This window comes from Curtobacterium sp. TC1, assembly GCF_019844075.1.
Lineage (GTDB): Bacteria > Actinomycetota > Actinomycetes > Actinomycetales > Microbacteriaceae > Curtobacterium.
Window position 1 is genome coordinate 76,531 of record NZ_CP081964.1, and the last position, 25,586, is coordinate 102,116.

The 25,586-nt window shown below is 66.7% G+C and carries 33 protein-coding genes and 1 pseudogene; 15 read left to right on the top strand and 19 right to left on the bottom strand.

All coding sequences use genetic code 11. The annotated features are described in order from the left end of the window. Positions 1–36: 36 nt before the first annotated feature. From KZI27_RS01415 to KZI27_RS01465, 12 genes are all read right to left on the bottom strand, one after another. A complete protein-coding gene (locus KZI27_RS01415) occupies positions 37–336 on the bottom strand; it encodes a MarR family winged helix-turn-helix transcriptional regulator (RefSeq protein WP_222659012.1) in 300 nt (99 codons plus the stop codon). 149 nt (positions 337–485) lie between these two features. Further along, positions 486–608 (bottom strand): hypothetical protein, encoded by a 123-nt coding sequence (locus KZI27_RS20155; RefSeq protein ID WP_261783840.1) that lies wholly within the window; start codon positions 606–608, stop codon positions 486–488. Continuing rightward, complete coding sequence (locus KZI27_RS01420; protein ID WP_222657453.1) at positions 605–781, bottom strand: hypothetical protein; 177 nt, start codon at positions 779–781, stop codon at positions 605–607. The genes KZI27_RS20155 and KZI27_RS01420 overlap by 4 nt, the downstream gene beginning before the upstream one ends. Positions 782–2,061: 1,280 nt before the next feature. Next, complete coding sequence (locus KZI27_RS01425) at positions 2,062–2,436, bottom strand: MarR family transcriptional regulator (RefSeq protein ID WP_181437493.1); 375 nt, start codon at positions 2,434–2,436, stop codon at positions 2,062–2,064. A 188-nt stretch (positions 2,437–2,624) separates the two neighbouring features. Beyond that, positions 2,625–2,804: a hypothetical protein gene (locus KZI27_RS01430; RefSeq protein WP_181437492.1), complete on the bottom strand. Its 180-nt coding sequence runs from the start codon at positions 2,802–2,804 to the stop codon at positions 2,625–2,627. A gap of 103 nt (positions 2,805–2,907) precedes the next feature. Beyond that, positions 2,908–3,066 carry a hypothetical protein gene (locus KZI27_RS01435; RefSeq protein ID WP_181437491.1) on the bottom strand — a complete coding sequence of 53 codons (159 nt, stop codon included), beginning with the start codon at positions 3,064–3,066 and terminating at the stop codon, positions 2,908–2,910. Between the two features lie 236 nt (positions 3,067–3,302). After that, positions 3,303–3,617, bottom strand: coding sequence for a hypothetical protein (locus KZI27_RS01440; RefSeq protein ID WP_111085059.1), 315 nt, complete (start codon positions 3,615–3,617; stop codon positions 3,303–3,305). 134 nt (positions 3,618–3,751) lie between these two features. Further along, positions 3,752–3,985 (bottom strand): hypothetical protein, encoded by a 234-nt coding sequence (locus KZI27_RS01445; RefSeq protein WP_222659013.1) that lies wholly within the window; start codon positions 3,983–3,985, stop codon positions 3,752–3,754. A 40-nt stretch (positions 3,986–4,025) separates the two neighbouring features. Continuing rightward, positions 4,026–4,178 carry a hypothetical protein gene (locus KZI27_RS01450; RefSeq protein WP_181437490.1) on the bottom strand — a complete coding sequence of 51 codons (153 nt, stop codon included), beginning with the start codon at positions 4,176–4,178 and terminating at the stop codon, positions 4,026–4,028. A 52-nt stretch (positions 4,179–4,230) separates the two neighbouring features. Next, complete coding sequence (locus KZI27_RS01455) at positions 4,231–4,422, bottom strand: hypothetical protein (protein WP_181437489.1); 192 nt, start codon at positions 4,420–4,422, stop codon at positions 4,231–4,233. 76 nt (positions 4,423–4,498) lie between these two features. Beyond that, the gene (locus tag KZI27_RS01460) at positions 4,499–5,179 is read right to left on the bottom strand and encodes a GAF and ANTAR domain-containing protein (protein WP_261784008.1); all 681 of its coding nucleotides are present in this window, start codon (positions 5,177–5,179) and stop codon (positions 4,499–4,501) included. A gap of 97 nt (positions 5,180–5,276) precedes the next feature. Further along, a complete protein-coding gene (locus KZI27_RS01465; RefSeq protein WP_222658358.1) occupies positions 5,277–5,981 on the bottom strand; it encodes an ANTAR domain-containing protein in 705 nt (234 codons plus the stop codon). 558 nt (positions 5,982–6,539) lie between these two features. Between KZI27_RS01465 and KZI27_RS01470 the strand changes: the two genes are divergently transcribed. Further along, a complete protein-coding gene (locus tag KZI27_RS01470) occupies positions 6,540–6,752 on the top strand; it encodes a hypothetical protein (protein WP_222659014.1) in 213 nt (70 codons plus the stop codon). Positions 6,753–6,785: 33 nt separating this feature from the next. After that, positions 6,786–7,175 (top strand): helix-turn-helix domain-containing protein, encoded by a 390-nt coding sequence (locus KZI27_RS01475; RefSeq protein WP_222659015.1) that lies wholly within the window; start codon positions 6,786–6,788, stop codon positions 7,173–7,175. A 599-nt stretch (positions 7,176–7,774) separates the two neighbouring features. Here KZI27_RS01475 and KZI27_RS20160 read toward each other — a convergent pair. Together KZI27_RS20160 and KZI27_RS01485 are read right to left on the bottom strand one after the other, a co-directional pair. Further along, a pseudogene (locus KZI27_RS20160) lies at positions 7,775–7,945 on the bottom strand (helix-turn-helix domain-containing protein); the annotation flags it as partial. A gap of 629 nt (positions 7,946–8,574) precedes the next feature. Next, entirely contained in the window at positions 8,575–9,486 is a 912-nt protein-coding gene (locus KZI27_RS01485) for an NAD(P)-dependent oxidoreductase (protein ID WP_222659017.1), read from the bottom strand. A gap of 272 nt (positions 9,487–9,758) precedes the next feature. On the opposite strand from KZI27_RS01485, the gene KZI27_RS01490 reads away from it, so the two are divergent. After that, complete coding sequence (locus KZI27_RS01490) at positions 9,759–10,712, top strand: AraC family transcriptional regulator (RefSeq protein ID WP_222659018.1); 954 nt, start codon at positions 9,759–9,761, stop codon at positions 10,710–10,712. 69 nt (positions 10,713–10,781) lie between these two features. Here KZI27_RS01490 and KZI27_RS01495 read toward each other — a convergent pair whose 3' ends face one another. Beyond that, the gene (locus tag KZI27_RS01495; protein ID WP_222659019.1) at positions 10,782–10,952 is read right to left on the bottom strand and encodes a CsbD family protein; all 171 of its coding nucleotides are present in this window, start codon (positions 10,950–10,952) and stop codon (positions 10,782–10,784) included. A gap of 154 nt (positions 10,953–11,106) precedes the next feature. After that, complete coding sequence (locus KZI27_RS01500; RefSeq protein WP_222659020.1) at positions 11,107–11,421, bottom strand: hypothetical protein; 315 nt, start codon at positions 11,419–11,421, stop codon at positions 11,107–11,109. A gap of 549 nt (positions 11,422–11,970) precedes the next feature. On the opposite strand from KZI27_RS01500, the gene KZI27_RS01505 reads away from it, so the two are divergent. Next, positions 11,971–12,567, top strand: coding sequence for a recombinase family protein (locus tag KZI27_RS01505; protein WP_131845020.1), 597 nt, complete (start codon positions 11,971–11,973; stop codon positions 12,565–12,567). Then, on the top strand, positions 12,564–12,767 hold the full coding sequence (locus tag KZI27_RS01510; protein ID WP_222659021.1) for a hypothetical protein: 204 nt from the start codon (positions 12,564–12,566) through the stop codon (positions 12,765–12,767). The genes KZI27_RS01505 and KZI27_RS01510 overlap by 4 nt, the downstream gene beginning before the upstream one ends. A gap of 57 nt (positions 12,768–12,824) precedes the next feature. On the opposite strand, the gene KZI27_RS01515 is transcribed toward KZI27_RS01510, so the two are convergent. Next, positions 12,825–13,322, bottom strand: a complete 498-nt coding sequence (locus KZI27_RS01515) for a hypothetical protein (RefSeq protein WP_222659022.1) — start codon at positions 13,320–13,322, stop codon at positions 12,825–12,827. A 461-nt stretch (positions 13,323–13,783) separates the two neighbouring features. Between KZI27_RS01515 and KZI27_RS01520 the strand changes: the two genes are divergently transcribed. The 3 genes from KZI27_RS01520 to KZI27_RS01530 all read left to right on the top strand — a co-directional run bounded on the left by KZI27_RS01520 (position 13,784) and on the right by KZI27_RS01530 (position 16,821). Further along, the gene (locus tag KZI27_RS01520; RefSeq protein WP_222659023.1) at positions 13,784–14,515 is read left to right on the top strand and encodes a hypothetical protein; all 732 of its coding nucleotides are present in this window, start codon (positions 13,784–13,786) and stop codon (positions 14,513–14,515) included. Positions 14,516–14,740: 225 nt separating this feature from the next. After that, positions 14,741–16,000 carry an AAA family ATPase gene (locus KZI27_RS01525; protein ID WP_222659024.1) on the top strand — a complete coding sequence of 420 codons (1,260 nt, stop codon included), beginning with the start codon at positions 14,741–14,743 and terminating at the stop codon, positions 15,998–16,000. Then, a complete protein-coding gene (locus KZI27_RS01530; protein ID WP_222659025.1) occupies positions 15,997–16,821 on the top strand; it encodes a hypothetical protein in 825 nt (274 codons plus the stop codon). The genes KZI27_RS01525 and KZI27_RS01530 overlap by 4 nt, the downstream gene beginning before the upstream one ends. A gap of 81 nt (positions 16,822–16,902) precedes the next feature. Here the strand turns inward: KZI27_RS01530 and pepE are convergent, their stop codons facing one another. Together pepE and KZI27_RS01540 are read right to left on the bottom strand one after the other, a co-directional pair. Continuing rightward, complete coding sequence (gene pepE, locus KZI27_RS01535) at positions 16,903–17,664, bottom strand: dipeptidase PepE (protein ID WP_222659026.1); 762 nt, start codon at positions 17,662–17,664, stop codon at positions 16,903–16,905. Beyond that, complete coding sequence (locus KZI27_RS01540; RefSeq protein WP_222659027.1) at positions 17,661–18,497, bottom strand: IclR family transcriptional regulator; 837 nt, start codon at positions 18,495–18,497, stop codon at positions 17,661–17,663. Before KZI27_RS01540 ends, pepE begins: the two co-directional genes overlap by 4 nt. A gap of 99 nt (positions 18,498–18,596) precedes the next feature. Between KZI27_RS01540 and KZI27_RS01545 the strand changes: the two genes are divergently transcribed. From KZI27_RS01545 to KZI27_RS01575, 7 genes are all read left to right on the top strand, one after another. After that, entirely contained in the window at positions 18,597–20,231 is a 1,635-nt protein-coding gene (locus KZI27_RS01545; RefSeq protein WP_222659028.1) for an OPT/YSL family transporter, read from the top strand. Then, positions 20,228–20,947 (top strand): AroM family protein, encoded by a 720-nt coding sequence (locus KZI27_RS01550; RefSeq protein ID WP_222659029.1) that lies wholly within the window; start codon positions 20,228–20,230, stop codon positions 20,945–20,947. The genes KZI27_RS01545 and KZI27_RS01550 overlap by 4 nt, the downstream gene beginning before the upstream one ends. Further along, entirely contained in the window at positions 20,944–21,582 is a 639-nt protein-coding gene (locus KZI27_RS01555) for an aspartate/glutamate racemase family protein (RefSeq protein WP_222659030.1), read from the top strand. The genes KZI27_RS01550 and KZI27_RS01555 overlap by 4 nt, the downstream gene beginning before the upstream one ends. 39 nt (positions 21,583–21,621) lie before the next feature. Further along, on the top strand, positions 21,622–22,572 hold the full coding sequence (locus tag KZI27_RS01560) for a DUF1177 domain-containing protein (protein WP_222659031.1): 951 nt from the start codon (positions 21,622–21,624) through the stop codon (positions 22,570–22,572). A 205-nt stretch (positions 22,573–22,777) separates the two neighbouring features. Then, positions 22,778–23,494 (top strand): GntR family transcriptional regulator, encoded by a 717-nt coding sequence (locus tag KZI27_RS01565; protein ID WP_222659032.1) that lies wholly within the window; start codon positions 22,778–22,780, stop codon positions 23,492–23,494. A 91-nt stretch (positions 23,495–23,585) separates the two neighbouring features. Next, positions 23,586–24,626, top strand: a complete 1,041-nt coding sequence (locus KZI27_RS01570) for a sugar phosphate isomerase/epimerase family protein (RefSeq protein ID WP_222659033.1) — start codon at positions 23,586–23,588, stop codon at positions 24,624–24,626. Beyond that, on the top strand, positions 24,623–25,576 hold the full coding sequence (locus KZI27_RS01575; protein ID WP_222659034.1) for a 3-hydroxyacyl-CoA dehydrogenase family protein: 954 nt from the start codon (positions 24,623–24,625) through the stop codon (positions 25,574–25,576). Before KZI27_RS01570 ends, KZI27_RS01575 begins: the two co-directional genes overlap by 4 nt. Positions 25,577–25,586: the final 10 nt, after the last annotated feature.

Consider the following 25,586-nt stretch of genomic DNA (forward strand, 5'->3'; position numbering starts at 1 on the left):
TTGTTCTCCGCGCTCAGGGCCCCGAGGCACGGTCGCTCAGGTGGCGGTCACAACGTGTTGGCGATCTACGGGTGACGCCATGTCGGGGTGGAGGTGGACTTCGAGGGTCGAGGCGATGTTGCGCAGCTGTGCCAGCTGCTCCGCGGAAAGGGCGTCGACGAGGAATTCTCGAACGAGCCGGTCGTGACGAGGCGTGGCTGCCTTCAAGACGTCTTCGCCCTTAGGTGTCAAAGTGACGATGACAGCTCGGCCATCGGTCTTGCAGGTGGATCTCGTGATGAGCGCGTCCGCCTCGAGCCGCGCCACGATGCGGGAGGCGCGAGGCAGGGAACGCACGTCAGCACCTCGTGGCGGTGCTGACCCGAACGGGCCCGCCAACTCCACAGCGCACCGGTTACCCGATTGCTCCGTGATGCGTCTCGGCATGGCGCGATACAGCGGGTACCGGTTGATCTCGCGTGGCCGCGGGGCGTAGGGACGGTAGGTCAGCCGGAGGGATTGTCGACCGGGCGGTCGTTTTCGTCGGTGCCGTCGATTGGGTCGACGTCCTTCGGGTTGGCGACGTCGTCGGCAGGCTTGTCGTGATCGGGGTGTGCGGGGTCGATCATGATGCGTCCTGTTCCGGGGAGGTGGGTTCTCCGCCCGAGTTGGTGTCGCTGTCCTGGTTGGGATCTTCTGTGGCGTTTCCGGTAGGGGAGCCGTCGGGCAGATCGGCGGTGCGGTCCCGGTCGGCATCGGAAACGTTCGTCGAGCCATCCGGTGTTGGGGGGTTCTCGGTCATGGCTGGCAACGTACGCGGATGCGCCGGCATCCCTCATCAGGCGGCTTCACTCGCGGCCTCGAAGGGTGCCGCATCGGGTCTCTTCGCGGGATCAGGGCGGTGCGTCGCGGTGTTCCCGGATTTCCTGAGAGGTTGGGGTGTGCTGTTGACGTATGGTCGGTTTTGTTGCCCTGCGGACCCTAGCCGCGGGAGCCCGACCCCCTGTTACCGGGCTGGCCTCGTCAAGACCATCGCGTTGAACCTGACGGCGTCGTAGCGCGAGGGCGTCTGTCCCAGCCCCGAACCAGTGGCAGACGTCCTCGCAGCACCACGGCGATGGGTAAGCTGCTCGGTTCCTGTCTGGTCGTGTTGTCAGGCAATAGCGCTCGATGATGTTGCGGTGGGCCGGGAAGCGGCCCGGCCCGCGCTCACCCGAAGAGCAGCGGGACGGGCCGCCCTGACCCGTCTTGCGTGGAGCATTCGAAGCCGAGTCGTTGTCGGGTTGGTGCCCCGCACGTCCCAGGTCCGCACGTTGCGGGGCGGGACCGTTGGTGGTCGTGAACGATCAGGCACTCGAGGAAGGAAGCTCTGTCTCACGCGGGCCTGGTTCTCGTGCAGCCCACGGGATCGAAACTCCTCACGAGCGCGTGTGGTGGTTCTAGGTTTGTACCGTGTGTCTGCGGTGGGAGAGGTGCCGGCACCGTTGGGGGGACCGGTGCCGACACCTCGGTGGCGGTCCCGACCCGAACAGGCTCGCCACGACGTCTACTGTGCACCGGTTGACCAGTTCGTGGGTCATTGTTGCGGCATGGCGTCGAACTGTTGGACGACACGTGATGGCGAGCGGAGTGCCCGCGGCGCGGCGTAGGCGACAGTGCGGGACTACCTTGACTGGTGGCGCTGCTGGCCTATCGGGCCGCGCGTCCGGGCGTGCCTCACCATGTGCGCCTGGGGGCTGCCGCTCCCATCCGATCAGGGTAACCAGGGTGGTTGATGCGGCGGCCCCACCCTTCCTGTTCCCGAGCTGATGACGCCCCGATACCGCTCGTAGCGGGCACTGCGTTGCGGGGGAGTCGTGTCCGTGGCGGGTTAGAGGCGGGTGCCGTGGAGTCGCTGGAGAGCGTGCTGGCTGAGTCCAAGAGTGCGCACAAGTGCTGAGTTTTCCCGGAGTGCGCGGTCCTTCGAAGGGTTCCCCGTCAGCTGCTCTCGCTGCTGGAGCGGGTCGTGCTCACCGGGCACCGATGTCACAGCGCTGTCGATTTTCATGGGGTCCTGGACATCGTCCGGTGGGGGCGCTGTGGTTATGCCTGGCCGCCGACGGCGGGTTCGTTGTCGCTGGTGAGGGTGGTGGCGATGGTGTTGAGGTGGCGGGCGAGGAGCGCGTTGTCTGCCGGGGGAAGCTGGTCGAGGGCTTCGACGAGGACTTGGTGGAACCGGGTGTAGGCCTGGTCGATCTTCGCCGCGCTGCCGTCGATGGGGTGGAGGAGCATGGCTCGGCGGTCGGTGGGGTGGGGCTCGCGGCGGAGCTCACCTTTCCGGACGAGGTTGTCGACAATCTTGGTCACGGACGCGTTCGAGACGTTCAGCATGACTGCGAGGTCTTTCGGGCTGATCTGCCGGCCGTCGCGTTCTGCTTGCACGAGGTACCGGATCGCGGCGAACTCGTTCTTCGTCAACCCGCTGGCCCGTCGAGCGTGCTCAACTTCCTGTTCCTCGGCGCGGTGAAGGCGCAGGAGCGCGTTGACCGCGTCTTTCGCTTCCCGAGTGCGGGGTTCCCGAGCGTAGAGGTGCGTGGCTTCGTGACGGACAACAGTCAACGGCATCGGGTCAGGTGCTCTCTCGAAACGTGCGGGCGGGGTCCAGATTACTGCGCGGGTTCTGTGAAGAAGTCCGCGTATCGGGGCCCGGCCGGGCTCGCGAGCAGGGTGGGGTCGTCGATCCGGCGGATCACGTAGGAGGCGATCACGGCGGAGTCGGTCAGCCCGATGGGGAGGTGCGTGGTCACGGCGTCGGGGGAATAGGGCGGCTGGTAGGTGGTGATCATCAGTGCTGGCCTGTCTGTTCCAGGATCGGACGCATATCGATCGGCTCCGTCGCCGGCAATGCTGTTTCGATCGCATCGAACGGGTCGTCGTGAGAGCTGGGAGTCACCGTGTGAACGCGATGGCCGCAGCACCGGTTGCTGCCAGGGCGGCAGTGCCGGTGACAGTCCCTGCGATCATGAGGGCACGTGCGTGTGCTGCTTCGCGGACTTCGGTGAACTGGCTGAACAGCCTCGTGGTGCTCGGGTTAGGGGTGAGTGGCATCGCCCGCTCCTTTCCATCTGGTGTGGTGGCCCGGTTCCCCGGGGATGCGTCGACCGTCCCACACTCCAGATGGTTCACGCAAGAAACTATCCGCAGAGTGTACTTTTCCCGCCATGAACGATGCGTACGTATCGAATTCGGGCTTGCGTCAGACCGGCGCTGGGACGCTGCCGTGCGCTATGCCGTGGGGTGTTAGTCGGAGCATTGGCTCGACGAGCTGGGCTGCGCGACACGGGCTATCGCCCGAAGTCGTGGGTGTTGGTGTCGGTGTCGGGGGAGAGGACTGCTGCGGTTCGGCGGTCCAGTTCGCTCAGGAGCGCGGTGTCGTTGGGTTCGAGTTCGTCGTCCGGAGCGGGCTCGAGCGCGATAGCGATCGCTGGGGCAAGGAGTAGCTGCACTGTGGCGGTGGTGCCGAACAGGTCTGCGGTGGGCACCGAGACGATGTCACTGAGCCGGGCTCGGTTGAGTGCGGCGGCGTAGCGGATCACCTTGTCAGCGATCGTGTCAGCGGTCATCACCCGGATGGAGCCGCCGTAGTTGATGTACTTCACGATTGACTCCTCGGAAGAAAAGGCCGCCCGGGGTAGGCGGCTCCGGTCAGTGCCCGGGCCGGGATGCGGTCTCCCTGACAGGTGATGGGGTTCCGCGCTCACCGGCTGCCACGTGTCGAACCGAACCGTGACGGTTAGGGACGCGGGTGCTCATCGTCGGTGAGAAAGTCGGCGTAGGTGTCCTCGACTGGTGTCGGGGTTGTGGTGTCCGGGACGACGTAGATGACGTCGGTGTCAGCTCCGACGATGTCCCGTAGCCGGTGTACGGCGGCTGCTGCCGATGGTGCTTCGACGGCTGCGTGCTCGATGGTGCCGTCCTCGTCCGGTTCGTATCCTGTGCTCCAACGCATCCACCAATCCTTGCGCATCAGCAGGACGCTATTACTGCGGGCCGGTGATCTGCGTGGGTCAGGTGGTGCGGGTGGTGTGTTCGAACAGGTCGTTCAGAAGCGGCGCAGCCGTGTCGGGAGTGGAGTGTCCCTGGCGTTGCAGTTTCCGCAGCCGGCGGATCGCCACGATCCGGGCCGGTTCGACTGTGTCATCCATCTCGTAGTGGCTCATGCACCCGTCATACCGGGAACTACCCGACGATGTCGCAGTGGATCCTGGTTGTTCAGCTGCTGGGTGTTCGCATGAGGAACAGGGTCAGGGTCCCGCCGATGCAGGCGACGAGGATGAGGATCCAGGCGGCGATGGTGACCAGGCCATCCCAGGGGCTCAGGAGTAATCCGATGCCGAGCAGCAGGCAGGCGGCAGCGGCGGGAAGCACGAGTCGATGCGGCCGCCGTGTCCACATACGTCCCATGATGGCCATGCTACTCAGCCGTGTCCAACGGAAGACGCGTTAGCCCCGGCTGGTGGAGTTCCTTGCGGGTACGGGGTCAGGGTCGGTGCTTCCCGCTGCCGAGGGGTCCCGCGGACGCGGCGGTGTCCGGGGTGGGGATGGTGATGGTGCGGGCGATGACGTCGCGGGCGGTGTCGGCGATTCGGGCTTGGTGTGTGCGGGCGTAGGAGCGCAGCAGGGTGAACGCGGTGTCCATGTCGACCTGGTGGGTGTGAGCGAGGAATCCTTTGGCTTGCTCGATCGCGACGCGGCTGTTGAGTGCGTGCTGGAGCTGCGTCTCGACGAGGTTCGCGTGTTCGGTGGTGCGTTGTTGCAGGATGCTGATCGTTGCGACGTCGGTGAGTGCCCGTGCCGCGATCGCGTCGTCTTCGTTGAGTGCGCCGGGTGTCTCGCGGAACAGGTTCATCGATCCGAGGACGGTGTCGCGCAGCCGCAGCGGGATGGAGTGCACGGAGGTGTAGCCGGCTTCCTGCGACGCTGCCGCGAACTGTGGCCACCGTCGACGCATCTCGTCGGCGTCCTGCACGGACACCGGTGACCCCGTCGTGAACGCCTCCACACACGGCCCCTCCCCGGCTTCGAGCTGCAGCAACCCGACGAGCGCGCTGCGCTCACTGGTGGAGACCACCACTTCCAGGTCCTGCGACTGGTTGACGAGCAAGATCCCGGCCGCAGTCGCGTCGAACAGCTCGGCTGCGTTGTCGACGAGGGACTGCAACAGTTCGACGATGTCGTAGTCGGCGACGAGTGTGTCGGGGTGACGAACGTTTCGACGAGTTGCTGTTCTCGGGTTCTGACCATGGCTGCTTCCTTCCTCAGAAGCCGGAGCCGTCGCGGTCGGTGAAGTCGACCGTGCGGTGGATCACGTCGTTTGCGAGGTCACGGACGGTGCGGCCGGCGGTGTACGCGGACGCGCGGAGGAGCAGCAGGGCGTCGTTCACGTCCGCGCCGGTCTGCGCGGCGACCATGCCCGAGGCCTGGTAGATCTCGCGCCGGGAGTAACGGCTGACATCGTGGGCGCCGGCACCGGTGTCTTCGCGGCGGGCGAGAGCACGATGCAGCACCTGCCGGCTGACGGCTTCAGTGAGCGCGGCCGCATCTGCGACGACGTCTCCGGCAAGGGCAGTAGCGGCTCGGTTGTACAGGTCAACAGTGCCGATGTTGAGCGTGCCGACATGCATCGGGAACGCGAACACCGCGCCGAGGTGAATGACCTGGAGCGCCATCAACGTGACCGGCCACTGCTCAGACGTCGATGCCTGCAGATCCGGCTCGAGCACCGGCAGCCGAGACCGCATCGCGTCCCAGGACGGACCTTCCCCCAGGTCGAACTGGATCTCATCCAACCGGACTGCCGTCGAGTCGCTCGCACACACGGTCTCAGGCCCGAAGGGCTCACCAAGCGTCGAGATAGCAACGCCGGTCACCGGCAACGCCGACAGGAACGGTGCGCACAGGTCATCCTGATCGCCGGCGCCGTACAGCGCAGCGACCGCGTCGATGAACCCCTCGTCGCTCATCGCCCGAACCCGCAGCCGCAGGTCGCGCTCCAACCGGACGGTGACACAGCCATCACGAACCTCCCCTGCTCAGAGCGCAGTGCTAGGTCCGGGCAAACGACTCAATACGCACGCTACCTCGCACCTCACCTCCCGCGACACGATCCACCCGAGGTTGCGCATGGTGGCTCAACCGACGCCCAACATACGGGGCGAGCCCGATCGGCTTTCGGGCGGTGTTGCTCGAGGGTGGGAATGAGTGGTGGTGGCGTATCCGGTTAGGTCGGTGTGGTGCTGCCGGGTTCGCTCCGAGTGCCCGCGGCGCGTTATGGTCCCCGTCGCGGTCGTCGCGGTCGTCGCGGTTGTGCGATGCCTTTGCGGGGGAGTGGGGGTGGGTCGGTGGTGACGGGAGTGCGCTGGGAGGTGCGGTGTGCTTGGCATGATTGCCGGCCCCCGGGAGTGGTTGCGGTTTCGTTTCGTCCGCACGCGGTGGGGCCGTCGGGGTGGGCGTTGACGGTGTGTGAGCATCATGCTGTCCCGGTTCCCGAGAGCGCGGCTGGGCAGGGATGGGGTGTTGGTGTGAACGCGTTGCGGTTGCGGGGACGGTCGGAGACGGAGTGGGACATCATCGAGAGCCTGACGGACCGGATCGTCGGCCGGGTGATTCTCGAGAACGGAGCGTTTTTCCTCACCGATGTTGGCGGTGAAACCGAGGTCGGCGCGTTCTACCGCCTCGAGCAAACCGTGCCGGCTGCGGCGGCCGTCCTCGGGGGAGGCTTTCTCGATCCGTGACCGTGGTTGGTGGGCTGGGTCTACGGTCGGTTCATGTCGACGTCGTCGGACGAGCTTGCAGCGGTGGGGATCGATGTTGGCGCGCAGAAGCCGGCGGTGGCTCGAGCGTTGGAATGTATCGGGTCGCGGTATCGGGGGCGGCTGACGGCGCCGGAGATCGCGGCGGCGAGCGGCTACAGCAAACGGGGCCTGCAGGAAGCGTTCCAGCGGGATCTGGGGATGCCGCCCTCCCTCGTAGTCCGGGTGCTGCGGTTGCATCGGGCACGACAGATGATCCTCGCGAACCCGTATCAGCCGGTCGGAACGGCCGCGGCGGCGAGTGGGATTGCGCACTTCGGCCGGTTCTCCGCCTACTACCGGGGCCAGTACGGTGAGACACCGTCCGAGACCGCACACGCTGCACGCGCCCAGTTGCCGGCCTGACGGCTCCAGCGAGTGCCCTGGAGTTGCGGCTGCCGGACATGCCAGCGGCCGTGCATCCCCGCCAGTACGGGGCGGGCGGGCCATCCCTCCCTTGTGGGACTCACCGGTCCACCCGGCGAGTGTTTGAGTCGGTCTCACGGACGTGGACAGGGAAGCCGCGGCCGGCGGGGATGCCTCGACAGGATCGAGCGGGGGATGTCTGGCTGTCTTCGGGTGGCAGCCAGACACACCCCTCGGCTGGCCTCGACGTCCTCTGGAGTGCTGACTTGTCAGCACATGCGCGTGGTCGCATCGTTGATGGTGCGTCTCCTGTTCGGGTCAGGATGTGGCGTGTGCGGGATGTCGGTGGCGTGTGGTGCGTGGCCGACATCCCGAACCTCTTCCGGGGAGCCGGTCAGCAGGTTCCGCCGGCACCAGGTCGGTTCTACGCTGTGTGGAGCGCTCCGCGGCAGTGATGCTGCGTGACACTCGAAGGTCTCCCATCGGTTGAGTCGGCGCTCCGGTCCGCAACCATCGTCGCGGAAGAAGGCACCATCGACGATGGTTGATCTGGCGCGACCAGCGCCGTTCAGTTGGCCACTTGGTCCTCGGCAGCCGTTTCAGCTGTCAGCGCGGGGGAGCGCGAGGGTCAGATCCGCTGCTTCGCCTCGAGCGAGCGCTCGGTACACGGTGGCGCGGGCGACGTCGAACAGTTCTGCGAGCTCGCCGGTCGTGTAGTCGCCGGATCGGTGCATCGACACCAGGAGCGCTTCGCGCTTGTCGGAGAGCTTGGGCTTCCGGCCTTGAGCCGGTTCTTCGTTCGGGCGGTGGCCATGCCCTCCGTGGTGTGGGCACTGACGAGGTTCGCGTCGAACTCAGTGAACACCGACAGCATGCCGAAGATCATGCGCTCCATCGGGGCGAGGGGGTCGTACACGGATCCGTTGGGCAGCGTCCTCCCGCGCATCTGCACACGGACAGCACTCCGAGGAGTCCTATCGCAACGCTGGCGACGCTGAGGAGCGTGCCCCATCCCGCGATGGTGAACTTGCCCGCGCGGTCGTCGCGCGCGAAACCGTTTTGCCCGCCATCACCGAACACGCATAGGACCGCAAGAGGGAGGGCGCATCAACACTTCGTCCTGGAGCCCTGTACTCCACTGCGCTGGCGCTGACTTGTGCGCTGCTCCTGTGCTCGTACCCATCTGATGCGAGAACGGTGCGGTCGGGTGCTGGACCGTTCGGGTCGCGACGGGGCCCGACGAAGGCCAGCTCACCACTGCGACCCTGGCGGGCGGGAAGCGAGGCCACACCTCTCCGGCTCAATCCCAGAGTCCAGCGTCATGCGTCCCCTGCGACGAGTCAGTAATCGGTGCCAGCGTCAGCGCCCCTCGCCCCTTGCGCAAGAGGAGGGTTTCGAGCTACCGGCGGAGCTGTTGGTGTGCGCGCTCTTCGAGCAGTCGTACTGCGAGGAGCTCGCCGAGTGCGTCGCCGTACCGATCCAGGGCTGCTCGGTGAAGCGCGGCCGAGGCATCGAGCACCGGGCTGTCGACGCCGCTGTCTGCTCGCAGGGATGCGACGGTGTCCAGCTCTTCGACAACACGGTCGATGCCGAAGGTGGTGAGGTAGTCCCCGTCCAAGAGTCGGTCGGCGTCGTGTTCGAGGAATCGGCTCGACCCGGCGCTGACGCGGAGCAACCGGTGCAGGTGCTCGGTCGGGATGCCCAGCTTGGCGCCGATCAGCATCGCCTCGGACGCGGCGGCGGCGTTCGCGAACCACAGCGCGTTGGCGAGGAGCTTCACGATCTGGCCGTCCTCGACGCGGTCACCGACACGGCGAATCCGGTCGACCGCCGCGAGGTGCTCAAGGATCGGGATCGCACGCTCGACCGCCATGTCGGCACCGCTGACGAAGAACCCCAGCTCCGTGGCTGCTGCTTCTGCAGGTGAACCACCCATCGGCGCGCTCACCACCTGCACGCCCCAAACGGCCGCGTCCTGCGCGAGCGACATCGTCGTCGCCGGCGACCCGGAGGTGCAATCGATCCACAGCGAGCCCGCCTGAAGCAACGGCAGGGCTGAACGGGCGACGACATCGAGATCCCGAGGGCCCGGGAGTACCGTGACGAGGACTCCGCACGACCCCGCGAGGTCCTCAACCGAGTCACACCGCTCGATCCCGTCGCCCTCGATGGCACGCATCCGACCGGGATCGGTGTCGTGGACCGCGATCGCGAACGATCGCTGCAACGCCCGAGCGATCGGCGCGCCCATCCGCCCGACACCGACAACCCCGATCCGTCCCGTGCCCATCATGGGGTCTGCTGCGTCCATGAGCCCACTCTGTCCCACGCAGCAAGCCACCGCATCCGCCCCGCCCGGGCATGCGGGCACCGGGCACCGGGCACCGGTCGAAGTGTGCACGAGGAGGGCACGAGATGACGAACTGCGTGCCGCCAGCGATGCCTCGCAGCCTGCCCTTTCTGCATCGGCCTACGCCAGACCCGCAGCGTTGAGCGCTGCGAGCAGTCCCAGACGCCTTCACGCTACGACGCCGCCCGGTGCCCTTTAGACGGCTCGTCGTTCCCGCGGGCAGACTGAAGAGCATGATGCACGACTTCCGACGGGACGCGATGTCGGGCAATCTTGGTGATTTTGAGAGCCGCCTGGCCGAACTCTTCGGGCGATCCCCAGGCGGTGACGTCACGAACCGTGTCGAGTTGCGGCGCGCCGGCGATGACACTGTCTCGATCACCAGGGTGCTGTGTGAAGGCCGCCGCCGTGGCACGCTCGAGCAGCACACGCACCATCTGCTCGTCATCGTCGGTGACGGCGAAGCGGCGTTCACCCCCGAGGACGGGGCAACGGTCATCGGCCTCCCAAACGCACCGGTTTTGCTGAGCGGTGGGCACCGGTACGCCTACGACGTGTCCGCTACCCGGTTCACGTTGCTGCAGATCTCCAGCAACTTCGTCCGAAATCGCGCTGCGCAGCGCGGTGTCGTCATCGGTATCGGCGCGGTGTTCTCGCAACCGGCAACGGACACCGATCGGCTCTCCCTGATGTCGCTTGTTCCCGAGCTCGGCGCGGAGATTGCGTCTGCGGACACTGATGCGCTTGCCCGCATTGACATCGCGAACACGGCCGCGGATGCGCTTCTGCAGGCGCTGCACGTCGTGGAAACCGAGGCGGGGTTGTCGGCGCATGTCGCGGCAGCGGAAGCGTGGATCCGTACACGGCTGCGTGAGGACATCACGACCGGTGACATCGCTGCAGCGGTGGGGATCAGCGTGCGGACGCTGCAGGAAGTGTTTCGGCGAGAGTTGAACCAGACGCCGACCGCGTTTCTGCGGGCGCAACGCTTGGAGCGGGTTCGGGAGGCGCTGCTTGACCCGGCTGACGGAGTCACCGTGAGTGGGGTCGCACGCGAGTGGGGGTTCCGGCACGGCGGCCGGTTCTCCGAGGCCTACAACGACCGGTTCGGGGAATTTCCTCGCATCACCCTCTCCCGTAGCAGGCGCCGGGCAGCGCACGCCGACGTTCACCGACCGGTCCGCTGAGAGGTGATCGTGCTTTCGCATGCTGATGGCCCGCCACCTGTGGCGGGCCATCAGCCTGTTCGACGCTGCTTACTTGAAGGCGTCCTTGACGTCTTCGCCAGCCTTCTTCGCCGACGCTGAGGCCTGGTCCTTCTGGCCGTCGGCCTGGAGGCTGTCGTCACCCTTGTGCTCACCGACGGTCTCCTTCGCCTTTCCGGCGAGGTCCTGCCCGGCGTTCTTGATCTTGTCGTAGAGTCCCATGTGTTCCTCCTCCGCGAACGGTCCGCAGAAGCGGTCCGCTAACCCCGGGAGGTCAGCGCCTCACCACCGCTGCCCGGACGGGCCGGGATCGAGCGGCGCTCTCCCGGCCCGTTCTTCTGCGATCACCGAAGACTGCTTCCGGCGCTGAGCTGGGTCAATGGTCCGAGGCGGCGGGGAATTCGCGTGCATCGAACGACAGCACTGCGAGAGTGCGACGCTGCAGCTCGAGCAGCAGCGCGGCATCTTCCGGTTCGAGTTCATCGTCCGGTGCCGGTTCGATCGCCACTGCAATCGCCGGCGCGAGCAGCACGTCGACACTTGCCGCTGCACCGTACTGGTCAGCGGTGGGCACCGTGACGACATCGCTTAACCGGCTCTGGTGCAGTGCGGCAGCGTAGCGGATGACCGCCGCGGCGATCGCGTCCCCGGTAATCACTCGGAGCGCACCCGCGTAGTTGATGTACTTCATGGACGGCTCCCCGGTGGTGTGGAGCAACCGTCCGGATGACGGCTCCTGATGGTGGGCGACAGTAAGCCGCGGCGCCCGATGCCACGGTCAAGGATCGCGCACGGCGGCTCACAGGAGCCCGAACGCGGTGTCCATGTCGTCCCGGTGCGTGTGCGCGGAGGTACCCCCTTCGCCTGTTCGATGATCACCCGGCTGTCGAGCGCGCGTTGCAGCTTCGTCCTGGCAAGTGCGGCGTAGTCGGCGGTGCGTTGTTGCAAGATGCCGTCGTCCACCGCTATACGGCAACTGCCGCTTGGATCTGCTGCGATGCTACTGCTGTCTCACCTGGGTGTTCCGTATGCCTGCCCCGCAACATGGCCCCGTGAAGGTGCGACAAACGCAACACCTTATCCGTCCCGGGAAACTATAGTTTTTCGAGACGCCGCCGTGAGACGGTTCGCGGCTCGAGCGGGCCTAGTGTTTCCGCGAGTCCCGGGTGTCTCGGGAAGTCGTCTCGACGGTAATGGTGCTTCGGTGGGTGGTTGTAGGGTTTTCTGAGACACTTGGCTGGTGAGGCTTCTCGGGTATACGCGTATCAGTACTGGTGCACAGGATGCGCAACTGCAGGTTGATGCATTGGTGGCGGCGGGGGTGCAGGAGCGGGACATCTTCGCCGACGTCACTTCGGGCCGGAAGGAGGCCGCGGCTCGTCCCGGGATGGGCCGTCTGCTCGAGCACGCGACCAGCGGGGACACGGTGGTGGTGTGGCGAGTGGACCGGCTCGGCCGGTCGCTCGTTGATGTGTTGAGCACGGTGGCGATGTTGGGGGAGCGGGGGATCGGTGTCCGGAGTGTGTCGGACGGGATTGATCCGGCGACGTCGACGGGGCGGCTGATGTTGAACCTGATGGCGACGTTGGCGGAGTACGAACGCGAGCTCATCGTCGAGCGCGTCACCGCCGGCATCGCTGCAGCGCGGGAGTCCGGGACTCGGTTTGGCCGGCCGCCGTCGGATCCGGCGGTGATTGGCCGGAAGCTCGCGATCGTGAACGAGGCTCGCGCTGCCGGCCATACCGCGGCGGACGCTGCGAACCTCGTCGGATGGTCACGCGCGACGCTGTACCGCCACCAGGCCGCTACGGAGCGCGTCATGGGGGAGGAGCGGTGATCAACGAGTGTGCGAAGGGATTCGCGATGCGACAGCCGGCGGAGTTCGTTCGGTGGTGGCGTGGCCGCGAGGGGTGGGAGTCCGAAACCATCGCCGGCATCCCGACCGGCTGGTCACCGAAGGGCCTCTACGTCCGCGTCGACGGCCGCACCGTGGTGCTCGACCGGGACGAGTGGTCGTACTGTGACAGCAGCAGCTGAGCGGTAAGGCCTCTTTGCTTTGACGACGTCCGTGCCTCCGGTTCAGGCGGCGCCCGGTTATGCGTGAACTCGGCCCTTTGGTGCTTTCGCAACCGTGCGGCTCCAGGAGTTCTTCACGGGCGGGAGCGACTTGAGGAGCTCGTTCGCGCGGCGGACGTCGGCTTGCGGGGCCTTCACCTTGTGGCGGTCCTGGACAGCGTTCAACTCGCGGACGACTTTCGACACCTCGATGTACAGCACTGGGGCGTGAGCGGTTACCCATCCGTTGCCCTTGACGCCCTCCACCACGACGGTGAGTCGCGCAAGGCGTTCGACCTGGCGGGCGTATGCCGCGGTCACGGCCCGGCGGTTGCGCCGGCTGAGCCGTCTTGCGGCGGTTGCGTCCACGATCGTGGCGCGGTCGGCGCGAGCAGCATCAGTGGAGAGCGTGTTGAAGCTGGCCATGACGCTGCCGGTGTAGCGGCTCCCCGACGCGATCGACACGCTCGCGATCGCCGCCACGGCTGACATTGCGGCGGTAGCGAGTGACAGCCACGGAATCACATCGAGTGCCATGGGTGCGCCTTCCGATGGGGTGACGATGCGAGCGGCACCACGTTGGCGCCGCTCGGGAGGTGCCTACTGCTGGGCTTGGAGCCAGATGCTGACGGCGACGATAATCGCAGCGAAGAGACTTGCGGAGATGACCATGCCGTTGTCACGGCTGTGCTGGTCATGGTGGATGCTGCAGTACCCGCCACGTGGCGTCGGGTTCTGGCAGTACACGTTCCGGCCACGAGACCGGTTCGGAGCAAGGCACGAGCGTGCCGGCTCCCGACGCGTATGGCGGTAGCGCGCGCGAAGAACTGCGCCACCCACAACCGCAATGGCCACCAGCACCGCGAACACGATCAGCATTTCCAACCCCCGCACCGGCCTATCGGCCGGGTTGACGGATGCGGTAGCCGCTTCGCACATGCGAATTGCTCGGGCTGTGCAGCCTGTCCCGGTTTCCGTCGGGATGGCAGGATGGGCCCATGGGGGATATCAAGCAGCGAACGTGGGCCATCGGAGCCGCCATCACCATCACGGTGGGATGCGCACTCACCGGATGCGCCTCGAGCGGCAACGCCGACACTGACCGGGGCGAGGGAACGAAGACCGCGACTGCAACACGGTCCGCACCTGCCGGTCTGACGGAGGACGTGCTGTCTGGGGCGGTGCTGACCACAACGGAATTACCGGTTGGCGGCTGGGCCGAAAAACCCAGCAGTGCCTCCGCCAGTGACGGTGCGACGTCGACCGATGCGGAGGGGCCCGGTGCATGTGGCGCCGACTTCTCCGATGAACTCGGCGAGGATCTCGAGAACACTGCACAGAGCGGTCGGGACTGGACCCGAGAGTCCACCGGTGCGTACCTCAACGTCGGTACGTTCGCCGACCCAGCCGCCGCCGAGCATGTACAAGCGATCACGAATGCTGTGCGAGGGTGCCCGACCGAGGGAAGCACCTTCACCATTGACGGTGCTGAGGAAACCATCGTCACCACGGTGAAGGACCTCGGCTCCTGGGGCTCCGCCACGTACTGCGGCGGATTTGAAGCGCGCGGAGCCACAACGGTCGCGGGAACGACCTGCATGATCGCTGGCGACGGGTTCGGCGTCATGGTGCTCGTTGGTGCCGCGTACTCGTTCGATGTGCCAAAGGACGCCGAGGTGCAGCAAATCGTCGAAGCCGCGTACCGGAAGGCCGCCGCGCAGCTCGACTGATGCGGATGGGTCCAGACCCATGCTCAGATCTGTAGCGGAAACCGCGAGCTCGGCCCCAGCGCCACGCGAATCTCGTTGATCAGCGCTGTGGTGCTGAGGCATACCTAAATACCACACCTATGACGAGTCAATGACGTTCGAGATGAACTACGCTCATTGAGTTGCGTGCCACTGAAGGCACGACTGGACCTGAATCGCGCTGATGCGCCCTCCCGGAGGTACTCCTTGGCAATCGGAGACGACGTCCTGACTATCGACGCGCTGGGCGTCCTGGACGAGTTCGATTATCAGCTTTCCTTCAGAGAGGCTGCCGAGCGTATTCGCATTGTCTACGCGCCAAACGGTCGCGGTAAGACCAACTTCATCAAGGCAGTGAACTTTTTGCTCACTCCCTCGATCGAATCGCTCCAAGCACTCATTGAGATCCCAATTCGAAACTTGCATATCACGTTCAAGTCAGGAGGGGCGATTTGGCTGCAGAGAGCCAGCGCCTTTGATGGCGGGTTTACGATTGGAGCATCTCGTACCGCAGATGCAGAAGACATTTCCCTCGAAGTAGACCCTTCCGACTTCGCCGGACGTCTCTATCGGCGAGTCTGGAGTGACAGACAAGACTTCGGTCGCTTTGTAGAACTGACCACCTCAATGACCAACGGTGCCGTGCTGATCGGGGATGACCGGTTAGCGCCGATCGGCGGAGAAGAACTTCGCGAAGGCACTCGTATCGACGCCCGACGGAGGAATGCTGGAAGCGTTTCACGCCTCCTAGAGCGCGTCGAACGCATGCTCTCGCAGTCCGCGTTTGCTGGGTTGGCGCGGGAGCGAGCTAACATCGGCGTGTACGCTCAGATCACAAGGACGACCCTAGCGGGCACGCAAACTTTGACTTCAGGTGCAGCTAGAAACGCTCTTGAGACGCAGATTGCAACACTTCTGCGAGCGGGAAGCGCCCACGAACGGTATGGGCTTCTTTCAACGCGACAGCTTCACGAGATTCAGGCGCAACTTGACGCTGCTCGACAGAATCATCGCCAACTGCCAACGCTGCACCGGATCCTCAAGCCCTTCCTCGATAGCGTTCAAGCGCAAATCGATTCTCTCGCACCTGCGCTTCAACTCATCGATACCTTCGTGTCCGGCGTCAATAGATTTCTTGACCGGAAGGAACTCGTCTTCTCCGCAGCTACGGGTATCTCCCTGGTCGGGCGCGACGGGGCAACCCTGCAGCCGGACGCGCTTTCAAGCGGTGAGCGACATCTTCTCTACCTCATGTCGCACGCAATTCTAGCCACCGCTGACCGTCCCCTGGTGATCATCGACGAGCCAGAGCTGTCCCTGGGGATCGAGTGGCAGCGTAACCTCATTGACGAATTACTGCAGTGCACGGAGGCAGCCAGCGTTCAATTCCTGATCGCTTCCCACTCGCTACAGGTCATGAACGCTGTACCTCGTGAGGAAATCATTCAACCTGGCGAGTCGGAATGACGCGAACCGCCCCGCCCCGGCTGTCTTTGGATGAATTGTTTCTCGAGGTCTCACTGACCAACCAAAAGCATCTTGTCGTTGAAGGGCGTACTGACGAGCGGTTCTTGCGTGCGTGGCTGCGAGCGGCAGCCGATTCTCATCCCGTGGCGGTTACCCCGGTAGAAAACCTCGAGGTTGACGCCTTCGAATTAGCAAGTCATGGACTGTCGGATGGTGCGCGTGGCCGTGTTCTGATCGTCGCGCTACACGCTCACGAACAGGGTATTGACATTCGTTGCGTTGCGGACCGCGACACGGGTAGTTCGGTGGCCGCGCACTCATACGATACGCTTCTTTGGACGGATTATCCTGCGATCGAGAGCTATGCTCTGCATGCTGAAACTCTTGATTTGGCTAATCTGCTGAGTTTCAATGAGCAGTTGCCCTCCGGGGCGGAGCTCGTTGACAGTCTCACGGACCCGTTACGAGAGCTCTTTGCGATTCGAAGCATGCATCCAAATCTTCAGCGCCCAAATTATGGTGCCGCATTCAAGGGTGGCGGATCGCTGCGCCAATTTGACAGCTCCAAGGTCGTCCCGCCGGAGATTCAAGCGGTGATGTCTGCATATCCTCGACCCGAGGATGCGGACTCAAGGCTATTTGCTTACGGCCACGATATCGGTGAACTGCTGCTAGGGGCGTACGGTGGCAAGTTGAAGAACAAAGCGGGTCTTGCGAACCTCGGGGCAGTGGAAGCCGCGTTGAGAAGTGCGCTCCTTCTTTCCGGATACATCGCGACGGAACCGCTGTTCTTGAAGCTGTCGGTGTGGGTCGCGACCTGACATAAGAGACCGCTATCGGTGGCACACCTGATCGGGTCGACGGGGCTCCAACTCTCGCCGTAGCTGTCCCTAGCGCGGGCGCTAGGGGGCCGCGTCATATCGTGGGGCGAGGTGGAGTAGTTCGGAGACGTCGCCGGCGACTTCGCGTATGGGTTGTCCGCGTTGGAGTAGCACGGCTGGGCCTGCTGCGCTGTGCGAGGTCGGGTGCCCGCCGATGGTTGCGGAGTTCCTTCCGTCGCTCTCTGATTTGAGTTGGAGCCAGGTGCCTTCTCGGAGGCCGAGGACGGCGGCGTCGTTCTGTTCGAGGAACTCGGCGAGTCGTTGCTCGCGGGTTTCGCCAGCGTGGGTCGAGGTCGGGTCGGCGTCGAGGTAGTGCGGGTTGATCTGGAAAGGCACAAGGCCGAGCGTCGTGAATGACGTGGGTTCAGCGATCGGCATGTCGTTCGTGGTGCGCATTGTCGGGGCCGCGACGACTGTGCCAGCACTTGCTCCGCCGTAGCGGAGTCCGCCGCTGGCCACTGCTGTGCGGATGGCGTTGATGAGGCCGTGACGGTGCAGCGCGGCGGTCAGTCGAAAGGTGTTGCCGCCGCCGACGTAGAGGGCCTCCGCATCCCTCACGGCCGCAGCGGGGTCTTCGACGGTGTGGAGTCCGCGAACGCTGATGCCGATCGTTCGGAACGCCGACGCGACCCGCTCCACGTATTGGTCGTGATCGGCGAGGGCCCACGGCGCGAAGAGGACCTCTGCGACGCCTGCGTAGTGGTCGGCGAGGACGTCCAGGGCGTGCCCGAGGTACGCGCCGCCGTGGTTGGTCGAGTTGGAGAAGAGGAGGGCCTGGGTCATCGGGGTCCGTTCGTCGTTGTGGTGCCGCGGCCGCGCCGCCAGTCCCGTCGGGGAGCGGCAGGCGGCCGGTTCGAGAGGATGTCGCTCAGAGCGTCGGCCGTGCTGCGGAGCGCGGGGAGCGCGTCGATCAGTGGATCCTCGTGCTCGGTTGTCTTGTCCTCGAGCAGGGACAGCGAGCCGACCGGTCGACGACCGGCGAAGACCGGCACGGCGATCGCGCGCGACGTGGCGTCGAACTCGCCCTCGGAGGCGGCGTACCCGCCCAGCACCGTGCCGTCGAAGAGCTGACGGAGTGCGTCCTCGTCGACTTCGGTCAGCTCCGAGTACCTCGCCGAGGGGCGCCCGTGCAGCAGGGCGGAGCGTTCGGTCGGCAACAGGAACGCGAAGTACGCGCGCGAGGTGGCCCCTGCGTGCGCGGGGAAGACATCGCCGATGTACGGGTGCGCCCGCCGGGGGCCGTCGACACCGTCCACTGCGGTGATGCACCGAACGTAGGCGCCGTCGGGCGTGCAGAACAGCGCCGTCCGGTCGGTCTCGCGGGCGAGGTCCGCGAGGAACGGCTCGCTCAGGGCTGCGAGTCCACCACCGCGTTCCCACATCGCCGCGGTCTTCCAGATAGCCGGGCCGAGGCTGTAGCGCCGGGTGTGCGGATCGGCGTGCAGGAACCCGCGGGCGGCGAGAGCGGCGAGCAGGCGCTGGGCCGTCGATCGGGTCAGTCCGAACTCCTCGGCGAGCTCCAGCACGCCCCACTCCTTGCGGTACTCGTCGAAGGACAGCAAGACCTCGAGCGCTCGATCGACGGTCTGCAGCGGTGTCGGAGAGGGAGTCGGCACACCGGCAGCCTAGGGAGGTTTCGCCCGAAATGTGACTGTAACTCCCAGATAGTGGGATTCGCTTCCGCTCTCCTCGATCGAGACGGCACAGTACCTGCCATGGCCCAGCAGACCGTCACACCTCCGACCGCAGCGCGGTCGGAGCGCCACCCGAGCGCCCTGCAACCGCTGATGCTCGTCATCACGATCTTGGTGAGCATCCTCGGTGCGTTGATCGGCATCCACATGATCACGACCCTCGGCGTCTCGCCGAACACCAGCGTCATCGGTGCCGTGATCGCGATGCTCATCGGACGCATCGGGTTCTTCGGGCTCCGGAAGATGCGCGACGTGAACCGGCAGAACCTCGCCCAGAGCGCGATCTCCGGATCCACCTTCGCCGCGGCGAACTCGCTCATCACGCCCATCGCCGTGCCGTTCGCGTTCGGCCGCGCCGACCTGGTCTGGCCGATGCTGCTCGGCGCGTCGCTCGGACTCGTCATCGACGCGTTGGTCCTGTACAAGGCGTTCGGCTCGAAGTTCTTGCCGGCCGACGCCGCGTGGCCTCCCGGGGTCGCCGCAGCCGAGACGATCAAGGCGGGCGACCGTGGCGGCAAGCAGGCCCTCTGGCTCGTCGGCGGGACCGCGGTCGGTATCGGGGCGTCCTTCCTCGGACTGCCGATGTCCGCCGCCGGCATCGCGATGATCGGGAACGTCTGGGCACTCACGATGTTCGGCGTCGGCCTGCTCGTGAACCAGTACGTCCCGGTGCTGCTGGACGTGAACCTCGCCGAGCTGTACATCCCGCACGGCGTGATGATCGGCGCCGGCGTCGTCGCCCTCGTGCAAGTCGGCATGATCCTGGCCGGCCGGGTCAGCAAGCGCGAGCGAGCAGAGGCCGAGGCAGCGCGCGATGTCGTCGCCGCCGACCCCTCGCTGGCTCCGACAGTCCAGCCCCGGCAGCTCCGACGCGTGCTCGGCTCGGGCTACGTCGCGTACGTCATCGGCGCGCTCATCCTCGCCACGCTGGGCGGCGTCTGGGCAGACATGCCCGTCGCTGCGGTGATCGCCTGGGTGCTGTTCGCCGGTGTCGCCGCACTGGTGCACGAACTCATCGTCGGCCTGGCCGCCATGCACGCAGGGTGGTTCCCGGCCTTCGCCGTGACGCTCATCTTCTTGGTCGTCGGGCTCCTCCTGCAGATCCCCGCCGTCCCGCTCGCGCTGGTCGTCGGCTACTGCGCCGCCACCGGCCCCGCGTTCGCCGACATGGGCTACGACTTCAAGGCCGGATGGATCCTCCGTCGCGACCGTCGTCCGTACACCGCCTACGAGATGGACGGCCGCCGCCAGCAGATGATCGCGAGCATGATCGGATTCGCCGTCTCGATCGGCATGGTGGCGTTGCTCTGGCGAGGGCTCTTCGCCGACGGAGCCATCCCTCCGACCGCCATCGTCTACGCCGACACCATCCGCGCCGGTCTCGGGGACGGCCACGCGATCGGCAACCTGCTCCTCTGGGCGATCCCCGGCGCCGTCGTGCAGATCCTCGGCGGTCCGAAGCGCCAGATGGGCGTCCTGCTGGCCACCGGCCTCCTCATCAGCACCGCCAACGCTGGCTGGATGGTCCTCGGCGCCCTGGTGCTCCGTGGCATCTGGAAGAAGGCCCGTGGTGAGAAGGGCGAGCGTGAGGTTTCCCTGACTGGCGCCGGACTCATCGCCGGCGACTCCGTCTTCTCCCTCGGGAAGATCCTGTGACCCGCCTCGGCGTCGTCACCATCGGCCAGGCCCCCCGCACCGACCTCACCCCCGAGCTGTCGCGCTGGCTCCCCGGCGTGGAACTCGTCGAACGCGGCGTCCTCGACGGCATGAGCGCCGAAGCACTCGCCACGATGGGCCCAGCCGACGACGACCACGTACTCACGACGAGACTGGCGGACGGTGGATCCATTGAGATCGGCGAACGCCAGGTCCAGGAACGCCTGCCCGGCGTCCTCACAGCGCTCGAGACCGAGGTCGACGCCGTGTTCCTCGCGTGCACCGGCCCGTTCGATGCGCTCCCGCACACGAAGCCGTTGTTCGTTCCGGATGCGCTCATCTCCCTCGGGACGGCAGCGCTCGCGACCGCGGTCGGTGGTGCCGGCGGTGCTCGGGTCGGCGTGGTCTGTCCACTCCCGGCGCAGCAGGACTTCACCGTCGCGAAGTTCGCCCGACGCCTTGCCGGGCAGCATGTCCTGACCGCGCCGAGCTCTCCGTACACCGGGACGGACGCGACCCTGACAGATGCGGCGCGCACCTTGCTGGACAGCGGGGCGGAGCTCATCGCGCTCGACTGCATCGGCTACACCGAGCACATGCGGCAGGTGGTCGCAGCCGCCACGGGCCTCCCGGTCGTCCTGGCGCGTTCGGTCGCGGCCCGCATGGCTGCGGAGGTCCTCGACGGGCTGCGGACCGCCACGGCGGTCGCCCGGTGACGGGCACGGTCGGTCTGGTCCGCGTGCTCACGACGGACGACGTGGACCTCCTGGAGGCCCATGGCCGCGTCGTCGCCGCGGCCCACGGCCTCGACGTGGTCACACGGTGCATCCCGGACCAGCCCCACGGGGTCCACGACGACGCATCGTTCGACCGGGCAGCGCCGAAGGTCGCGGACCTGGTGGCGGAGCTCGCCCCGCACGTCGACGCGGTGATCGTCTCGTGCGCAGCCGACCCTGGCCTGGCGGCCGCGCGGGCACGGACCGACCGGCCCGTCATCGGGGCCGGCTCGGCCGCAGCGGAGCGCGCGCTGGCACTCGGGGCACGCGTCGGGGTCCTCGACCTGACCGTCCGGACGCCCGCGTCCGTGACCGACGTGCTCGGCGACGCGTACGTCGCGGCGCTCGTGCCCGAGGGCGTCACCGAGTCACGCGATCTACTCACTCCGGCGGGCACCGCTGCGGCCGTCGCCGGAGCGCGCGAGCTCGTCGCCCGCGGTGCCGACGTCATCCTGCTCGCGTGCACCGGCATGACGACCATCGGACTCGCCGACCGACTGGCCACCGAGATCGACGTCCCGGTCGTCGACGCGGTGCTGGCCGCCGGCGCAGCCGCCCAAGACGCCATCAGCTGAACGAACGACCACCCCCACACGAACCACGCAAGGAGCACCATGTCCTGGACCCACACCCTCGCCGCGTACGACCTGCTCGACGACCCGAACACGTCCGGCGCCGCGGTCGCCGCGTTCCTCGCCGCGTACACCGCCGACGGCGGCCCGACCGCCGAGGTCGAGACCGTGACGGGCGCGAAGGGCGCCACCGACTTCGTCCGCATCACGATCCCGGGCCGACGTGGCAAGACCGTCGGCGGCGACGCCCCGACGCTGGGGCTGCTCGGCCGACTGGGCGGTCTCGGCGCCCGTCCCGAGCAGATCGGCTTCGTGTCGGACGGCGACGGTGCCCTGACGGTCATCGCCGCGGCCGCGAAGCTGCTCGACATGGCCCGTCGTGGTGACGTCCTGGACGGCGACGTCATCGTCGCGACCCACGTCGACCCCGATGCCCCGACTCAGCCCCACGACCCGGTCCCCTTCATGGACTCGGCCGTCGACATGGCCATCGCGAACGACCTCGAGGTGCGACCGGAGATGGACGCGATCCTGTCGGTCGACACCACGAAGGGCAACCGGGTCCTGAACCACCGCGGCTTCGCGATCACCCCCACGGTCAAGGACGGCTGGATCCTCCGCGTGTCGGAGAGCCTGCTCGACGTGGCCGCCCGGACCACCGGGGTGGCACCGGCCGTCCTGCCGATCACGACGCAGGACATCACCCCCTACGGCAACGGCGTCTTCCACGTGAACTCGATCCTGCAGCCTGCGACCGCCACCGACGCTCCCGTCGTCGGCGTCGCAATCACGACCGAGACCGCCGTCGCCGGATCGGCCACCGGAGCCACCGACCTGCGCGTCGTCGAGAGCGCCGTGCGATTCGTCATCGAAGCCGCCAAGGACCACGGGCGCGGCATTGTCTCGTTCCACGATGAGGCCGAATACGCCAGCCTCCTCAGCCAATACGGTTCCATGTCACAGCTTCGAATCCCATCGCCTCAATCGGCTTAGGCCCCCATCATTGGCGTGTGAACCGGTCAACTCGGCTGATTGACATAAATCCGCCATATCGGCGCGCGGGGAGAGGTCATCGAGCAAGCCCGGCGGCGACATGAGCGCGATGCCGCCCCGACATCGAAGAAGGTGACGGCCGCGGTGTAGCCTGGCTCGGAGCCTTTCCACCGAGCCCGAGTCGTGAATTCTCTAGGATCGACCCATGTCCACGACCATGCCCGGCTTCGGGACGGAACGCATCGCGCAGCTCGGCCTGCGTGACCGCGTGTACGACCGGGTGCTCGAGGTCCTGATGGGCCACGACGTCGAACCCGGCATGCGGCTGTCGATCGACGGGCTCGCCCGAACCCTCGGCGTCTCCCCGACCCCGGTGCGCGAAGCCCTCGTGCAGCTCGAACGCACCGGGCTCATCACCCGCGAGGCCAACAAGGGCTACCGGGTCTCCCCGCCGCTGGCCGGCGACCAGCTCGAGGCACTGTTCGACGCCCGGCTCATCGTGGAGAGCGGCGCCGTCGAGCTCGCTGCGCGCGGTGACGTCGACGCCCTGCGGGAGCGGCTCAGCACGGCGCTCGACGAGCAGGCTGCGGTGGCCGACGAGGTCGCGGCGGTCGGTGTGGCTGAGGCCTCCGAGGAACTCATGGCCCGCTTCTTCCGCAGCGACTGGCAGTTCCACCAGCTGATCTTCGATGCCACGCGGAACCCGTTCCTCGAGGAGATGTCCGAGATCATCACGACGCGGGTGCACCGTATGCGGCAGATCGTCGAGGGTGGCGGGGACGACACCGACCGCGCCGTGCACGAGCACCGAGCGGTGGTCGATGCCCTCGCGGTCGGGCCGACCGAAGCAGTGGCGGCGATGCGGCACCACATCGACGCCGTCCGGCTCCGGTCGCGCGAGGACGCTTCGCACACGAGCTGATCCTGCAGGGGTTGCGCTCTGTCGAGGTGCGAGTATCTTTCCTATAGGAAAGAGGTTCACTGCCGAACCCCGACATGCGAAGGAGCATTCCGTGAGCACACCGCAGGATTGGGTCGACCAGGATTGGGACCCCACCACCTGGACGTCGGACACCTGGCCGATCGCCGCCTGTCTGCACGGCTTTGCCCAGGTCACGCGTGACGGCACTGCGTTCCACGATGCCCCGGCCGAGGTCTGGGACGACGTGTTCGCGCAGATCGAGGCCGTCGGCTTCTCGCTGGCCGAACTCGCCGACAGCCACATCCGGCCCGCTGACCTCGAAGCCTCGCGCCGCGACGAACTGTTCGCCGTCGCGAAGGCGCACGGTATCGGGATCCCCTCGGTGCACCTGCAGCGCAAGAGCGTCATCCAGCCCGGGCACGAGGAGGACAACCTCGCCTACGCCCACCGCACCATCGACGCGGCGGCCGAGTGGGGCATGCAGGTGTTCTCGACGGGCCTGCACCAGCCGTTCACCGAGGCCCAGAAGCGCGCGCTGTGGTTCTGGACCGCGCAGGGCCCGAAGGACCCGGACGACCCCGAGGTCTGGAACGCGGCGGTCAAGCGCCTGCGGGAGCTCGGTGAGCACGCTGCGAGCGTCGGACTGCCGATGGCGCTCGAGTTGTACGAGGACACGTACCTCGGCACCGCCGACAGCGCCGTGCGACTGGTCGAGGACATCGGGCTCGACAACGTCGGCTTGAACGCGGACGTCGCGAACCTCATCCGGCTGCACCGTCCGGTCGAGGACTGGCGGGAGCTCTTCGCGAAGACCATGCCGTACACGAACTACCTGCACGTGAAGAACTACACGCGTGACGAGGCCGGCGACGGCAGCTGGGCGACGAGCGCGCCGAGCACCATGGAGACGGGCCTCATCAACTACCGCCAGGTCCTGCGCGACGCCGTCGCCGACGGGTTCCGCGGGATCGTCATGACCGAGCAGTACGGCGGGGACAGCCTCGGCGTCTGCGCCACCAACCAGCAGTACATCCGATCCGTCCTCGCGACGACGAAGCTCGACGCGACGGCGACGGCGACGGCGACGGCGACCCCGACTGCAGCAACCAGCACCGAAGGAGCAATCCGATGAGCACCCTCGACATCGCCGTCGTCGGGTCCGGCTACATGGGCGGCGGGATCGCCCAGGTCCTCGCCCTCGCCGGCCACACCGTCCGGATCGCCGACGTCTCGGCCGAGATCGCCGCGTCCAACCGAGCCCGGCTCATCGCAGAGACCGAGCAGTTCGTCGCGGACGGCCTGTTCCCCGCGGACGCCGTGGCGCGCGTCGACGCCCACCTCAGCGCAGCCGCCTCCATCGAGGAAGCGGTCGCCGAGGCCGACTTCATCGAGGAGGCCGTCCCCGAGAAGATCGAGATCAAGCACGCGACGCTCCGTCGCATCAGCGAAGCCGCCCGCCCCGACGCGATCATCGGCTCGAACACCTCGACGATCCTGATCGAGTCGCTGGCCGAGGCCGTCGTGGGCCCGGAGCGGTTCCTCGGCGTGCACTTCTCGAACCCGGCACCGTTCATCCCCGGCGTCGAGCTCATCCCGCACCCGACCACGAACGAGCACGCGATCGAGGTCGGCGAGACCGTCGTCGCCGCGACCGGCAAGCAGTCGGCGCGAGTGAAGGACTCGACCGGGTTCGTCCTGAACCGCCTGCAGTACGCGCTGTTCGAGGAGGCCACGAAGATCGCCGACGAGGGCATCGCCACCCCCGACGACATCGACACCATCGTGCGGACCACGTTCGGGTTCCGCCTGCCGTTCTTCGGCCCGTTCGCGATCGCCGACATGGCCGGTCTCGACGTCTACGCGTTCTGCTTCGAGTCGCTGCAGACCCGTTGGCCCGAGCGCTTCGCCACCCCGCCGTCGCTGCAGCAGCACGTCGATGCGGGCGAACTCGGTACGAAGTCCGGCGCCGGGTACCTCGAGGTCCCCGCCGACCGCACGCCGGAGCTCGTCGCCTACCGCAACAAGGCGTACGTCGCGATGCAGAAGCTGCTCGACGACCTCGGCCCGGCCCCGATCCACTGAGCGGCACGAC